At 72.6% G+C, this 13,972-nt stretch carries 13 protein-coding genes; 10 read left to right on the top strand and 3 right to left on the bottom strand.

Annotated elements, in window-relative coordinates:
- Positions 1 to 13: 13 nt before the first annotated feature.
- The 3 genes from OIU81_RS10090 to OIU81_RS10080 all read left to right on the top strand — a co-directional run bounded on the left by OIU81_RS10090 (position 14) and on the right by OIU81_RS10080 (position 3,156).
- The gene (locus OIU81_RS10090; protein ID WP_329146010.1) at positions 14 to 880 is read left to right on the top strand and encodes a lysophospholipid acyltransferase family protein; all 867 of its coding nucleotides are present in this window, start codon (positions 14 to 16) and stop codon (positions 878 to 880) included.
- A complete protein-coding gene (locus tag OIU81_RS10085) occupies positions 877 to 1,878 on the top strand; it encodes an NAD(P)H-dependent glycerol-3-phosphate dehydrogenase (RefSeq protein ID WP_329146008.1) in 1,002 nt (333 codons plus the stop codon). Before OIU81_RS10090 ends, OIU81_RS10085 begins: the two co-directional genes overlap by 4 nt.
- Positions 1,879 to 2,019: 141 nt before the next feature.
- Complete coding sequence (locus tag OIU81_RS10080; RefSeq protein ID WP_329146007.1) at positions 2,020 to 3,156, top strand: D-alanine--D-alanine ligase family protein; 1,137 nt, start codon at positions 2,020 to 2,022, stop codon at positions 3,154 to 3,156.
- A 37-nt stretch (positions 3,157 to 3,193) separates the two neighbouring features.
- On the opposite strand, the gene OIU81_RS10075 is transcribed toward OIU81_RS10080, so the two are convergent.
- Positions 3,194 to 3,673: a DUF3515 domain-containing protein gene (locus tag OIU81_RS10075; RefSeq protein WP_329146005.1), complete on the bottom strand. Its 480-nt coding sequence runs from the start codon at positions 3,671 to 3,673 to the stop codon at positions 3,194 to 3,196.
- A 21-nt stretch (positions 3,674 to 3,694) separates the two neighbouring features.
- On the bottom strand, positions 3,695 to 3,928 hold the full coding sequence (locus OIU81_RS10070; RefSeq protein WP_189099910.1) for an Lrp/AsnC ligand binding domain-containing protein: 234 nt from the start codon (positions 3,926 to 3,928) through the stop codon (positions 3,695 to 3,697).
- 158 nt (positions 3,929 to 4,086) lie between these two features.
- Between OIU81_RS10070 and OIU81_RS10065 the strand changes: the two genes are divergently transcribed.
- A complete protein-coding gene (locus OIU81_RS10065; protein WP_329145998.1) occupies positions 4,087 to 5,064 on the top strand; it encodes a thiamine-phosphate kinase in 978 nt (325 codons plus the stop codon).
- A gap of 67 nt (positions 5,065 to 5,131) precedes the next feature.
- Complete coding sequence (gene thiD, locus OIU81_RS10060; RefSeq protein WP_329145995.1) at positions 5,132 to 5,941, top strand: bifunctional hydroxymethylpyrimidine kinase/phosphomethylpyrimidine kinase; 810 nt, start codon at positions 5,132 to 5,134, stop codon at positions 5,939 to 5,941.
- Positions 5,942 to 6,087: 146 nt separating this feature from the next.
- On the opposite strand, the gene rpmB is transcribed toward thiD, so the two are convergent.
- A complete protein-coding gene (gene rpmB / locus OIU81_RS10055) occupies positions 6,088 to 6,273 on the bottom strand; it encodes a 50S ribosomal protein L28 (RefSeq protein WP_006602870.1) in 186 nt (61 codons plus the stop codon).
- Positions 6,274 to 6,505: 232 nt separating this feature from the next.
- On the opposite strand from rpmB, the gene OIU81_RS10050 reads away from it, so the two are divergent.
- From OIU81_RS10050 to OIU81_RS10030, 5 genes are all read left to right on the top strand, one after another.
- Positions 6,506 to 8,143 carry a DAK2 domain-containing protein gene (locus tag OIU81_RS10050; RefSeq protein ID WP_329145991.1) on the top strand — a complete coding sequence of 546 codons (1,638 nt, stop codon included), beginning with the start codon at positions 6,506 to 6,508 and terminating at the stop codon, positions 8,141 to 8,143.
- A gap of 58 nt (positions 8,144 to 8,201) precedes the next feature.
- The gene (locus OIU81_RS10045; RefSeq protein WP_329145989.1) at positions 8,202 to 11,240 is read left to right on the top strand and encodes a helicase-related protein; all 3,039 of its coding nucleotides are present in this window, start codon (positions 8,202 to 8,204) and stop codon (positions 11,238 to 11,240) included.
- A 178-nt stretch (positions 11,241 to 11,418) separates the two neighbouring features.
- On the top strand, positions 11,419 to 12,018 hold the full coding sequence (rsmD, locus tag OIU81_RS10040) for a 16S rRNA (guanine(966)-N(2))-methyltransferase RsmD (RefSeq protein ID WP_329145987.1): 600 nt from the start codon (positions 11,419 to 11,421) through the stop codon (positions 12,016 to 12,018).
- A gap of 26 nt (positions 12,019 to 12,044) precedes the next feature.
- Positions 12,045 to 12,527 carry a pantetheine-phosphate adenylyltransferase gene (gene coaD / locus OIU81_RS10035; RefSeq protein WP_329155007.1) on the top strand — a complete coding sequence of 161 codons (483 nt, stop codon included), beginning with the start codon at positions 12,045 to 12,047 and terminating at the stop codon, positions 12,525 to 12,527.
- Between the two features lie 127 nt (positions 12,528 to 12,654).
- Positions 12,655 to 13,803, top strand: coding sequence for an ATP synthase F0 subunit B (locus tag OIU81_RS10030; RefSeq protein ID WP_329145985.1), 1,149 nt, complete (start codon positions 12,655 to 12,657; stop codon positions 13,801 to 13,803).
- Positions 13,804 to 13,972: the final 169 nt, after the last annotated feature.

The raw sequence follows: 13,972 nt of genomic DNA, 5'->3' as shown, positions 1-13,972 counted from the left end.
GGAGGGTGTCCCAGTGTCCCGCCGCAGAATCGGCTTCTGGTACCGCTTGGCCGCGGTCATCTGCAAACCGCCGCTCTTGGTTCTGTTCAAGCGGGACTGGCGAGGAATGGAGCACATTCCGGCCGACAGCGGATTTATCACCGCGGTCAACCACAACTCGTATCTCGACCCGCTCTCCTATGCGCACTATCAGTACAACACCGGGCGGGTCCCGCGATTCCTGGCCAAGGCGGGCCTCTTCAAGAGCGGCTTTGTCGGCCTGATGATGCGCGGCACGGGGCAGATCCCCGTCTACCGGGAAACCACCGACGCCGCCACCGCGTTCCGCGCCGCCGTCAACGCCATCGAGAAGGGCGAATGCGTCGCCTTCTACCCCGAGGGCACCCTCACCCGCGACCCGGACCTGTGGCCCATGCAGGGCAAGACCGGTGCCGCGCGGGTGGCCCTGCTGACGAAGGCGCCGGTCATCCCCGTCGCGCAGTGGGGCGCCCAGGACGCGATGCCGCCCTACGCCACGGAGAAGAAGCTGCGCCTCCTGCCGCGCAAGACGCTGCGGGTGCAGGCGGGGCCGCCGGTCGACCTGAGCGCGTACTACGGCCAGGAGCCGACCGCCGAGGTGCTGCGGGCCGTCACCGAGGTCATCATGGCCGCGATCACCGAGCAGCTGGCCCTCCTGCGCGGTGAGCCCGCACCGGCCGAACCGTACGACTGGCGCAAGGCGGTCGCCCGGGATCGCCGTGCCGCCCGCGAAGCCGCCAGGGCGGGCAAGGGCGCCGCGGCGGCCGCGGCCCCCGCCGAGCCGGCCGCCGCCCCCGAACCGGCCGTCGCCCCGCAACAGGCCCGAAGCACCCAGCAGGCACAGGAGGATGAAAGCAAGTGACGCGCTGCGCCGTCTACGGCACGGGGTCCTGGGGTACCGCCTTCGCGATGGTGCTCGCCGACGCGGGCTGCGAGGTGACCCTGTGGGGGCGCCGCCCGGCTCTCGTCGACGCCATCAACAACGGCCGTACCAACCCCGACTATCTGCCGGGGGTCGAGCTCCCCGCGTCCGTACGGGCCACCACCGACCCGGCGGAAGCGGCGCGCGGCGCGGAGTTCGCCGTGCTGGCCGTCCCCGCCCAGACGCTGCGCGGCAATCTGGCCGAATGGGCGCCCCTGCTGCCCGGCGGGACGGTCCTGGTGTCCCTGATGAAGGGCGTCGAACTGGGCACGGCCAAGCGGATGAGCGAGGTCATCGAGGAGGTCGCCAAGGTGCCGGCGGAGCAGGTCGCGGTGCTGACCGGCCCCAACCTCGCCAAGGAGGTCGCCGCCCGGCAGCCCGCCACCGCCGTCGTGGCCTGCGCCGACGAGGAGGTCGCCCGGCGCTTCCAGACCGCCTGCCACACCGCGTACTTCCGTCCGTACACCAACACCGACGTGGTGGGCTGTGAACTGGGCGGTGCGGTCAAGAACGTCATCGCGCTCGCCGTCGGCATCGCCACCGGTATGGGCCTGGGCGACAACGCCAAGGCGTCCCTGATCACCCGCGGCCTGGCCGAGACCACCCGGCTCGGCTTGGCGATGGGCGCCGACGCGCGCACCTTCGCCGGTCTGGCCGGCATGGGCGACCTCGTCGCCACCTGCTCCTCGCCGTTGTCGCGCAACAACACCTTCGGCACCAACCTCGGCCGGGGAATGACGCTGGAGGAGACCATCGCGGTCACCAAGCAGACCGCCGAGGGCGTCAAATCCTGCGAATCCGTGCTGGATCTGGCCCGCCGGCACGGCGTCGACATGCCGCTCACCGAGACGGTCGTCGAGATCGTCCACGAGGGCAAGCAGCCGATGGCGGCCCTGAAGGACCTGATGGCGCGCAGCGCCAAGTCCGAGCGGCACTGACAGCGGAGTCGTTTCATCCGGTTCTGTGCGGTCCGTCGGGGGCCCGTACTCCGCGGCAGCCCCCGCGGACGGCGGCGCGACGTCTCCGACGGCTGCCGCAGCACTGACTCCGCGCCGGTCAGCAGGTACGCTCAACGCGATATGAGCAGCCAGACCTCCTCCCACAAGCCCCGCGTCGCCGTCGTGTTCGGCGGACGCAGCTCCGAGCACGCGATCTCCGTTCTCACCGCCGGAGCGGTGCTGCGCGCCATCGACCGCGACAAGTACGACGTGCTGCCGATCGGCATCACCACCGACGGCCGCTGGGCGCTGACCGCCGACGACCCCGAGCGGATGGCCATCGCGGACCGGCGGCTGCCCAGCGTGGCCGAGCTCGCCGAGTCCGCCGAGGGCGGCGTGGTGCTCCCCGTCGACCCGACCAACCGCGAGGTCGTCTACACCGAGCCGGGATCGGTGCCCAAGGCGCTGGGCGAGGTCGATGTGGTCTTCCCCGTGCTGCACGGCCCCTACGGCGAGGACGGCACCCTGCAGGGCCTGCTGGAGCTCTCCGGCGTCCCCTACGTCGGCTCGGGCGTGCTCGCCTCCGCCGTGGGCCAGGACAAGGACTACATGAAGCGGGTGTTCACCTCCTTCGGGCTGCCCGTCGGCCCCTACGAGGTCATCCGCCCGCGGGAGTGGGAGAACGATCCCGCGGCCGCCCGCAAGAAGATCGTGGACTTCGCCGCGGAGCACGGCTGGCCGCTCTTCGTGAAGCCCGCCCGGGCCGGTTCGTCCATCGGCATCACCAAGGTCGACGACCTCGGCGGCCTGGACGAGGCGATCGAGGAGGCCCGCCGGCACGACCCGAAGATCCTGGTGGAGGCGCTGCTGCGCGGCCGGGAGATCGAGTGCGGGGTGCTGGAGTTCGCCGACGGCCCGCGGGCCAGCGTGCCGGCCGAGATCCCGCCGGTCAGCGCGCACGACTTCTACGACTTCGAGGCCAAGTACATCGACTCGGCCGACGGCATCGTGCCGGCGCCGCTGAACGCCGAGGAGACCGCGAAGGTCCAGGAGCTGGCCGTCGCGGCCTTCGAGGCGGCGTCCTGCGAGGGCCTGGTGCGCGCGGACTTCTTCCTGCAGGACAACGGCGAGTTCGTGATCAACGAGATCAACACCCTGCCCGGCTTCACGCCCATCTCGATGTACCCGCGGATGTGGCAGGAGAGCGGTGTGAGCTACCCGGAGCTGATCGACCGGCTGCTGCAGGCCGCACTGCAGCGCTCCACGGGACTGCGCTGAGCCGCGGCCGGCCTCCGGGCCGGCCGCCGCAGCGGGCCTAGACCCCGGTGGGGACGGTCTTCTTCACGGCGTGGGCGAGGTCGGTGAGCACATTGACCTCGGGGGCGTACTTCCCGGGCACGGTCACCTCGACATAGGCCTTCCGCAGCACCGTCGTGAAGCGGTAGCCGTCGTCCTGTTTCTCGAAGAGCCACTGGACCCCGTTGACTTCCGCCGCGTCGGCGCCGGGGTTGTAATGTTCACTCCCGTACGTCAGGACATCGGGCTTCGGCACCCCGCAGCGCAGTTTCACGGCAGGATCGCCCCACATGGCAGTGAAGTCCGAGACCGGTTCGGTGTCGCCCCGTTCCAGCCGGTCCACGGTGCGCGGCAACTCCTTGTGGAGCGCCCGGCAATACCGTGCCGCCTCCCCTTTCGGGGCGGGCACGGCCACCTCACCGGGCGAGGAACAGCTCACCGCGGCGATCAGCACGGTGAGCGGGGGAAGGGCCAGATACCGGCGGCGCGCAGAGATCACCCGGCAGAGGATACGGGGGAGCTAGAGATGGACGACGGGGCAGGTCAGGGTGCGCGTGATGCCGTCCACTTGCTGGACCTTGGCGACCACCATGCGGCCCAGCTCATCGACGGTGTCGGCCTGCGCGCGCACGATGACGTCATAGGGCCCGGTCACGTCCTCGGCCTGCAGCACACCGGTGAGGGTGGAGATCACCTCAGCTACCGCCGAGGCCTTGCCGACCTCGGTCTGGATCAGGATGTAGGCCTGTACCACGGAACCTCCAGGGCGGCTACGAGGATCATGTGGGAAGAAGGGACGCCACGGTACCGCGTCACCGGGCGGAGCGGGGAGACCCGCGCGGTGAACACCGCGAGTGCGGCACAGTCGTCAGCCACGTACGGACCGTCCGTACACATGGGAAGGGCAACAGCATGAAGGGCACCGTGGGCGAGCTGGGGGAATTCGGGCTGATCAGGGAGCTCACCTCCCGGCTCACCTCCACTCCGGCGGTACGGATCGGGCCGGGGGACGACGCTGCCGTGGTCACCGCGCCGGACCGGAGGGTGGTCGCCAGCACCGACATCCTCCTGGAGGGCCGGCACTTCCGGCGCGACTGGTCCACCGCCTACGACGTCGGCCGCAAGGCCGCCGCGCAGAACCTCGCCGACATCGCGGCGATGGGCGCGGTGCCCACCGCGATCCTCCTGGGCCTGGTCGTCCCCGCGGAACTCCCCGCGACCTGGCCGACCGAGCTGATGGACGGGCTGCGCGACGAATGCCAGGTGGCCGGTGCCGCGGTCGTCGGCGGGGACGTCGTCCGCGGCGACACCATCACCATCGCCATCACCGCCCTGGGTGATCTGCGCAACCAGGAACCGGTCACCCGGGCCGGTGCCCAGCCCGGTGACGTCGTCGCGGTGACCGGCTGGCTGGGCTGGTCCGCCGCCGGGTACGCGGTCCTCACCCGTGGTTTCCGCTCGCCGCGCGCCTTCGTCGAGGCCCACCGCCGGCCCGAGCCGCCCTACCACGCGGGCCCGGCGGCCGCCGCACTCGGCGCCACCGCCATGACGGACGTCAGCGACGGACTGGTCGCCGACCTCGGGCACATCGCCGAGGCCAGCAAGGTCCGGATCGACCTGCGGTCCGCCGGCATCGACATCCCCTCGCAGATGTCCGACATCGGTACGGCCGTGGGCGTGGACCCGATGCAGTGGGTGCTCAACGGCGGTGAGGATCACGCGATCGTGGCGACTTTCCCGCCCGATGTGAAGCTGCCCGCCCGGTGGAAGGTCATCGGCGAGGTGCTCCACCCCTCCGCGCTGCCTCAGGTGACGGTGGACGGCGCCCCCTGGGTGAAGGCCGGATGGGACCACTTCGGCGACAACGGGGACGCCGGACAACACCCGTGAGGGCGCCCGCGGCCCCCGGGACGGGCGGCCGCGGGACGGCCGGACGCCGCCGAGTAGATTCGGCGGTATGCACACACCTCCACGCGTCCTGACCGTCGCCGGGTCCGACTCCGGTGGCGGCGCGGGCATCCAGGCCGACCTGAAGACGATGCTGGCGCTCGGCACCCACGGCATGAGCGTGCTCACCGCCGTCACCGCCCAGAACTCCCTGGGCGTGCAGGGCGCGTGGGACCTGCCCGCCGAGGCCGTACGGGCCCAGTTCCGCAGCGTCGTCGACGACATCGGTGTCCAGGCGGTCAAGACCGGGATGCTCTCCTCGGCCGAACTCGTGGAGACCGTCGCCGAACTGCTCGCCGAACTGCGGGTCCCGGTCGTCGTCGACCCCGTGGGGGTCTCCAAGCACGGCGACCCGCTGCTCGCCGCCGGCGCGCTGGACGCGGTCCGCACCGCGCTGCTGCCGACGGCCACCATCGCCACGCCCAACCTGGACGAGGTCGCCCAGCTCACCGGCGTACGCGTCGAGGACGAGGCCGGAATGCGCCGGGCGGCCGCCGCGATCCTGGACTTCGGGCCGCGCTGGGCGCTGATCAAGGGCGGCCATCTCCCGGCCGGCGCCGCGGACAGCGCCGTCGATCTGCTCACCGACGGCACCGAGGAACACTGGCTGCGCGCCCTGCGCCACGACAACCGGCACACCCACGGCACCGGCTGCACCCTGGCGAGCGCCCTGGCCGCCCAGCTCGCCAAGGGGGACACCGTCCCGCAGGCCGCGGCGGCGGCGAAGGACTACGTCACCGGCGCGATCGCGGCCGGCTTCCGGCTGGGCGCGGGCATCGGCCCCGTCCACCACGGCTGGCGGCTGCGCGACGGGCACTGACGGCACGGGCTGCCGTGGCCGGGGCAGGCTGCCGCGGCCGGGCGTCCCGGCCGCGACAGCCCGCCCCGGAAAAGGCGGAAGCCGGCCCACCACGGAGGTGGACCGGCTTCACAAGCAACCGGCTTGGCTGCGCTACGGCTAAGACGTCAGCGCGAGACCTTGCCGGCCTTGATGCACGAGGTGCAGGCGTTCAGCTTCTTCGGCGTGCGCCCGATCACTGCACGCACCGTCTGGATGTTGGGGTTCCAACGACGGTTGGTGCGGCGATGCGAGTGCGAGACACTCTTGCCGAAGCCCGGCCCCTTGCCGCAGACGTCGCAGTTGGCAGCCACGGGTCACTCCAAAGACTTCAGATGCACTTACGGTGAATCCCGACGAGCCGAGTGCATTGCCCGACCGGCACCGTCAGGAGAGGAATGGCCCGATTCTCATCGGGCAACCGGAGCAGCATACAACGGCCGCTCCCGTAGAACGAAACTACCACGCACCCCCCGGCCCCCCGCCCCGCCCCCGCGGCCGGAGCGCGGCTACTGTGCGAGGCATCCCGCGACCCTGGAGGACGATGTGCCGCACCCGCTCGACGCCGCCGCGGTCCGCTCCTGGTGCGGGCTGGCACTGGAGGCGCTCGGCCGGGAACGCGAGCGGATCGACGCGATCAACGTCTACCCGGTGGCCGACGGCGACACCGGCACCAACCTCTATCTGACGCTGGAATCCGCCGCCCGCGCGGTCGAGGCCGCCTTCGACGGGCAGGCCTCCGCCGGCACCGCGCCCCGCCTCGCGGACGCCATCGGTGCCATGGCGCACGGCGCCCTCATCGGGGCGCGCGGCAACTCCGGCACCATCCTGGCGCAGCTGCTGCGCGGGATGACGGAGGTGCTGGCCGCCGCCGACGGCTCGGGCGACGCCCTGGGGCGGGCGCTGCGCCGGGCCGCCGCCTCGACGTACGAGGCCGTGGCCCACCCCGTGGAGGGCACCGTCCTGACGGTGGCGACCGCTGCCGCCGACGCCGCCACCCGGTGCGCCGCCGACCGGGCCGCGGGGGCCGCCGAGGTCGCCCGCGCCGCCCACGAGGGCGCGTCCGCCGCCCTGCGGGCGACCCCCGGGCAGCTGGCCGTGCTCGGCCGAGCCGGTGTCGTGGACGCCGGCGGCTGCGGACTCGTGGCCGTGCTGGGGGCGCTGGCCGACGCGCTCTGCGGGGAGGTCTCGGCGACGCCGGTGGCCGTACGCGCCGACGCCCCGCTCCCGCGGGCGGCCGGCTGCGCGCGCGCCGCGGACGGCTGCGGGGACCCGGACGGGCCCGCCTTCGAGGTGATCTACCTGCTGGAGGCCGGTGACGCCGAGGTGGCGCGGCTGCGCGGCCGGCTCGACGGGCTCGGCGACTCCCTGGTGGTGGTCGGCGGGGACGGGCTGTGGAACGTCCATGTCCATGTCGACGACGCCGGGGCCGCCGTGGAGGCCGGTATCGAGGCGGGCCGCCCGTACCGGATCCGCATCACCCACTTCGGCGGGGCCGCGCGCACCAGGGAGCCGGCGATGACCGCGCGGGCCGTGGTCGCGGTGGTGCCGGGCGCCGGGCTCGCCGGGCTGTGTGCCCAGGCCGGCGCGACCCCGGTCACGGTGCGTCCCGGGGAGCCGCCCGCCAGCGGCGAACTGGTCCAGGCGATCCGGCAGGCGCACGCCCGTGAGGTCATGCTGCTGCCGAACGACCCCGAGCTGCGGCACACCGCGGCGGCCGCCGCCGAACAGGCCCGCACCGAAGGCGTCCGGGTCGCCCTGATCCCCACCCGCTCCGCCGTCCAGGGCATCGCGGCGCTGGCCGTGCACGAGCCGGACCGCAGCTTCGACGAGGACGTGGTCGCGATGACCGCGGCCGCGGGCGCCACCCGCTACGCGGAGCTGGCGGTCGCCGAGCGGCAGTCGTGGACGATGGCCGGCGTCTGCCAGGCCGGGGACATCCTCGGCCTGATCGACGGCGATGTCGCGGTGATCGGCGCCGATCTGGTGCGCACGGCGACGACCGTGCTCGACCGGATGCTGTCGGCGGGCGGCGAGATGGTGACCCTGGTCCTCGGCGCCGGTGTGCCCGGCGCGCTCGGCGAGCGGCTGGAGCGGCACGTCCGCGAGCGCCATCTCGCCGTGGACACGGTGGTCTACGACGGCGGCCAGCACGCGGTGCCGCTGCTCATCGGTGTGGAGTGAGAAGCGCCGGGACGCCGAACGCACCGCGATTGTCACAGGCGTGGTGTGCAATGGATACGTGGCAGCGCTCGACGAACCCCTGAAGAAAATCCTCGGTGGCACCACCGCGAAGGTGCTGTCCGAGCAGCTCGGCCTGCAAACGGTCGGCGATCTGTTGCACCACTATCCGCGGCGCTATGCCGAGCGCGGCGAACTGACCCGCCTCGCGGACCTCCCGCTGGACGAACACGTCACGGTCGTCGCGCAGGTCGCGGATTCCCGGGTGCTGAAATTCAACGGCGGCCGGGGACAGCGCCTCGAAGTGACGCTCACCGACGGCAGCGGCCGGCTCCGGCTGGTCTTCTTCGGCAAGGGCATTCACAAGCCCCACAAGGACCTTCTCCCGGGACGCCGCGCGATGTTCGCCGGCAAGGTGTCGGTCTTCCAGCACAAACTCCAGCTGGCCCACCCCGAGTACGCGCTCCTCGACGGCGACGGCGACGGCGATAACGGGACCGAGGCGGCCGACGCCTTCGCCCGGCAGCTCCTGCCGCTCTACCCCGCCTGCCAGCAGATGGCCTCCTGGAAGATCGCCAAGGCGGTCGACGCGGTACTGCCCAGTGCGCAGGACGCCGTCGACCCGCTGCCCGGGGCGCTGCGCGAGGGCCGGGCGCTGATCCCGCTCACCGAGGCGCTGCTCAAGATCCACCGCCCGGAGAGCAAGGCCGACATCGCCGCCGCACGGGACCGGCTGAAGTGGGACGAGGCCTTCGTCCTGCAGGTCGCGCTCGCCCGGCGCCGGCTCGCCGAGACCCAACTGGCCGCCGTGGCACGACGGCCGGCCGACGGCGGCATCCTCGACGCCTTCGACGCCAAGCTGCCCTTCACGCTCACGGACGGCCAGCAGAAGGTCAGCCGCGAGATCTTCGACGACCTGGCGACCGAGCACCCCATGCACCGCCTCCTCCAGGGCGAGGTGGGCTCCGGCAAGGCGCAGCCGCTGGACGCCCTGGTACTGACCCCGCGCGGCTTCCGTCCCATGGGGGAGATGACCGTCGGCACGGAAGTGGTGGTGCCCAGCGGCGAGCTCGCCGTGGTGGACGGGGTCTTCCCGCAGGGCGAGCGGGAGGTCTGGCGGCTGGTGCTGTCGGACGGGAGCGCCGTCGAGTGCGACGACGAGCATCTGTGGATCGTCGGCTCCGGCGGCACGGGCGAGCGGGTGCTGACCACCCGCGAGCTGCGGGGCGATCTGCTCGGCCCCGACGGCCGGCCCCGGTGGTCGATCGCGGCGGCCACCCCGGTGGATCTCGACGGCGGCGGGGACCGCCCGCGCGACCCGTATCTGGTGGGACGGCGGACGGCCGGGGGCGACGGCCCTGCCGACCGCCTGCCGACCGCCTGCCGCCTGGCCCCCGTCAAGGACCGGCTGGCCGTGGTGCAGGGGCTGATGGACGCCGGGGGCGGGCCCGCGGGGGCCGCCGCGGTCTACCGCGCCGCGCCCGGCCCGCTGGCCGCCGACCTGGCCTGGCTGGTGCGTTCCCTGGGCGGCTCCGCCCGACCCGTCCCCGTGGGCGACGGTGCCTGCAACGTCTTCGTGCTGCTGCCCGCCGGGTATCCGCCGTTCCGCGACGGCGGCGCCGGTGACGGTGCCGGAGTGCACCCCGAGGACGGTCCGGGCATCCGGCGCGCCGTCGAGGCCGTCGAGCACGTCGGCCGCAAGCCCGTCCAGTGCATCAGCGTCGCGCACCCCTCCCACGCCTATGTGACCGACCACTTCACCGTCACCCACAACACCATGGTCGCGCTGCGCGCCATGCTCGGCGTCGTCGACAGCGGTGGCCAGGCCGCGATGCTGGCGCCGACCGAGGTCCTGGCCCAGCAGCACCACCGCTCGATCACCGAGATGATGGGGGAGCTGGCCGAGGGCGGGATGCTCGGCGGCGCGGAGCGGGGCACCAAGGTCGTGCTGCTGACCGGCTCCATGGGCGCCGCCGCCCGCCGCCAGGCGCTGCTCGACCTGGTCACCGGCGAGGCCGGAATCGTGGTGGGCACCCATGCCCTGATCGAGGACAAGGTGCAGTTCCACGACCTGGGACTGGTCGTGGTCGACGAACAGCACCGCTTCGGCGTCGAACAGCGGGACGCGCTGCGCGGCAAGGGGAACTCCCAGCGGGAGAAGCAGACCCCGCATCTCCTGGTCATGACGGCGACCCCGATCCCGCGCACGGTCGCCATGACCGTCTTCGGCGATCTGGAGACCTCCGTCCTGGACCAGCTCCCCGCCGGACGCTCGCCGATCGCCAGCCATGTGGTGCCCGCCAAGGACAAGCCGCACTTCCTCGCGCGCGCCTGGGCACGCGTCCGCGAGGAGGTGGCGGCCGGACACCAGGGCTATGTGGTGTGCCCGCGGATCGGCGACGAGGAGGAGGCGCCCGCGGCGAAGAAGAAGGGTGCCAAGGCCGCGGCGGCCAAGGAGAGTTCACCGGAGGACGCGGCGGAGAAGCGGCCGCCGCTCGCGGTGCTCGACATCGCCGAACAGCTCAGGAGTGGGCCGCTGGCCGGTCTGCGGGTGGCGGTGCTGCACGGCCGGATGGCGCCGGACGACAAGGACGGCGTGATGCGCTCCTTCGCCGCCGGCGAGCTGGACGTCCTCGTCGCGACGACGGTCATCGAGGTCGGGGTGAACGTCCCCAACGCCACCGCCATGGTGATCATGGACGCGGACCGCTTCGGCGTCTCCCAGCTGCACCAGCTGCGCGGCCGGGTCGGCCGGGGCGCGGCCCCCGGACTGTGCCTGCTGGTCAGCGAGATGCCCGAGGCCAGCCCCGCGCGCGCCCGGCTCGCCGCCGTGGCGAGCACCCTCGACGGCTTCGAACTCTCCCGTATCGACCTCGAACAGCGGCGTGAGGGCGATGTCCTGGGACAGGCACAGTCCGGTGTCCGCTCCTCGCTGCGGATGCTCGCGGTCATCGAGGACGAGGAGGTGATCGCGGCCGCCCGCGAGGAGGCCACCGCACTGGTCATCGCCGACCCCGAACTGACCGGGTACCCGGCGCTGCGGATCGCCCTGGCGGCCCTGCTCGACGAGCAACGGGAGCAGTATCTGGACAAGGGATGAGCCGGGCCGCGGCCGTGGGCGGGCTTGGGCCCGGACGGCCCGGCGCCACGTGAGATCGGTCACCGCCCCCGGCCCCCGGTGCCCCCGGCCGGGCGTCCGCGGCCGGCTGACGCCATATCGTGGAGGGGCGGAGCCTGCCCGGCTCCTTCCCAGACCCGCGCAACGTAAGGACGGGCCCATGACCCGCGTGATCGCCGGTACGGCCGGCGGCCGCCGCCTGGCCGTACCCCCGGGAAACGGCACCCGACCGACCTCCGACCGGGCGCGCGAGGGCATGTTCTCCACCTGGGAGGCGCTCGACGGGCCGCTGGCCGGCGCCCGGGTGCTCGATCTGTACGGCGGTTCCGGCGCGGTCGGCCTGGAGGCGCTCTCCCGCGGCGCCGCGCACGTCCTGCTGGTCGAGGCCGACGCCCGCGCGGTGCGCACCATCCGCGACAACGTCCGCGCGGTCGGCCTCCCGGGCGTCGACGTCCGTGCCGGCAAGGCCGAGCAGACCGCCGCCGCACCGCCCCCGGGCGAGCCCTACGACGTCGTCTTCCTGGACCCGCCCTACGCGGTGACCGACGTCGATCTTCAGGAGATCCTGCTCACACTCCGTGGTCAGGGGTGGCTTGCGGAGCAGGCACTCGTCACCGTGGAGCGCAGCACCCGAGGCGGCACCTTCCCCTGGCCGGACGGTTTTGCAGCGATCAAGGCCCGTCGTTACGGCGAGGGGACGCTTTGGTACGGTCGCGCCGCTTCGACGTCCGCCGAATCGACGTCAGCAAGCGTGTCATGACCGGATCGGAGAGCGAGGAACCCGAGTTGCGCCGCGCCGTCTGTCCGGGGTCGTTCGACCCCATCACCAACGGGCACCTGGACATCATCGCCCGTGCCTCCAAGCTGTACGACGTCGTCCACGTCGCCGTGATGATCAACCAGTCCAAACAGGGGCTGTTCACGGTCGAGGAACGGATCGACCTGATCCGCCGGGCCACCGCCGAGTACGGCAACGTGGAGGTCGAGTCCTTCCACGGTCTGCTGGTCGACTTCTGCAAGCAGCGCGACATCCCCGCGATCGTCAAGGGGCTGCGCGCCGTCAGCGACTTCGACTACGAGCTGCAGATGGCCCAGATGAACAACGGCCTGTCGGGAGTGGAGACCCTCTTCGTCCCCACCAATCCGACCTACAGCTTCCTCTCCTCCAGCCTCGTCAAGGAGGTTGCCGCCTGGGGCGGTGATGTCTCCCATCTGGTCCCGGCGATCGTCCTGGAGGCGCTCACCGAACGCCTGCGGCAGAAGGGCTGAGACCGCGCCGGGCGCACGGTGCGCGATGCCGGACTGAGCGGGCGTCAGGTGGTGTCGGGCCCAGGGCGCGTGGCCGTACAGTCGTCCCGTTCCGTCGTTCCAACCCTTCAGAGAGTGGCGAGTCCAGGTGGACGTGCAGAAGAAGCTCGACGACATCGTCGCGACCGTCGGCGGTGCCCGGTCCATGCCCATGTCGGCCTCGTGCGTGGTCAACCGCGCCGAGCTGCTCGCCCTGCTGGAGGAGGTGCGCGCCGCGCTCCCGGGCTCGCTCGCGCAGGCGCAGGAGCTGCTCGGCGGCCGGGAGCAGATGGTCGAGGAGGCGCGGGCCGAGGCGGAGCGGATCATCGAGACCGCGCACGCCCAGCGCGGGTCGCTGATCTCCGACACCGAGGTCGCCCGGCAGTCCCAGGACGAGGCGGACCGGATCCTCGCGGAGGCCCGCCGGGAGGCGGAGGAGATCCGCGCCGAGGCCGACGACTACGTCGACAGCAAGCTCGCCAACTTCGAGGTCGTGCTGACCAAGACCATCGGATCCGTCGACCGCGGCCGCGAGAAGCTGCTCGGCCGCGGCCCGGGGCTCGACGACCAGGGCTACCCCGACGAGGACGGCACCCAGGCCCCGGAGCGCAGCTCCGACCCGGAGACCCTCCGGCAGCGCGCCGACGCCTATGTGGACGCCAAGTTCGGGGCGTTCCAGGCGGTGCTGAGCAAGACGCTGGAAGCGGTCGGCCGCGGCCGTGACAAGCTCCAGGGCGCCCGCGCGGTCGATGAGCTGGCCCTTCACCTGGCGGCGCAGGGCGATCCGCAGTCCGGGCAGCCGCAGGCCGACGCCGAGTACCTCGCCGGCCTGGCGGGCATCGGCGCCGAGCGCGACCCGCAGCCGGCCCAGGCGCCCCCGATGCCGCAGGCGCCGCCGCAGCCCGTGATGCCTCAGGAGCACCAGCAGCCCCTCCAGCCCCAGCTTCAGCAGCAGGGCTACTACACCGACCCGGCGGCCTACCCCCAGCAGGACGTCTACGGCTACCAGCAGCCCCCGCAGGACCCGTACGCCCCGCACCAGGACCCCTACGGCTACGACTGGCAGCAGCAGGCCCAGCAGCAGGGCTACGACCCGAACGCCTACCTCCCGCAGCAGCAGATGCCGCAGCAGCAGATGCCTCAGCAGCCCCCGCACGGCCATGCGGCACAGCCCGGCGCGCTGGACGAGACCAGCCTCTTCGACACCAGCATGATCGACCTGGACCAGCTCCGGCAGTACGAGGAGGGGCGCCAGTAGGCGCGCGGCCCGCGGTCCGCACTCCGGCCGGAAGCGGATTGGGCCTATCGGGGCCCGTCCAGTATCCTGGCTCTTCGGTCGCGCGTATGTCCGCGATCACTGCTGCCCGGAATTCCAGCCCTGGGATTCAGGCGGCACGCAATCCCCGTAGAAAGCAGGAAGCCATCAA

The organism is Streptomyces sp. NBC_01454 (assembly GCF_036227565.1).
In the GTDB taxonomy this organism is placed as follows: domain Bacteria; phylum Actinomycetota; class Actinomycetes; order Streptomycetales; family Streptomycetaceae; genus Streptomyces.
Note: the sequence above shows the minus strand (reverse complement) of the source record. Positions and strands in the feature narration are given on the sequence as shown.

Coding starts and splice junctions, on each gene's coding strand:
- rsmD (WP_329145987.1), top strand. CDS start 11,419: ATGACCCGCGTGATCGCCGGTACGGCCGGCGGCCGCCGCCTGGCCGTA.
- OIU81_RS10080 (WP_329146007.1), top strand. CDS start 2,020: ATGAGCAGCCAGACCTCCTCCCACAAGCCCCGCGTCGCCGTCGTGTTC.
- thiD (WP_329145995.1), top strand. CDS start 5,132: ATGCACACACCTCCACGCGTCCTGACCGTCGCCGGGTCCGACTCCGGT.
- OIU81_RS10065 (WP_329145998.1), top strand. CDS start 4,087: ATGAAGGGCACCGTGGGCGAGCTGGGGGAATTCGGGCTGATCAGGGAG.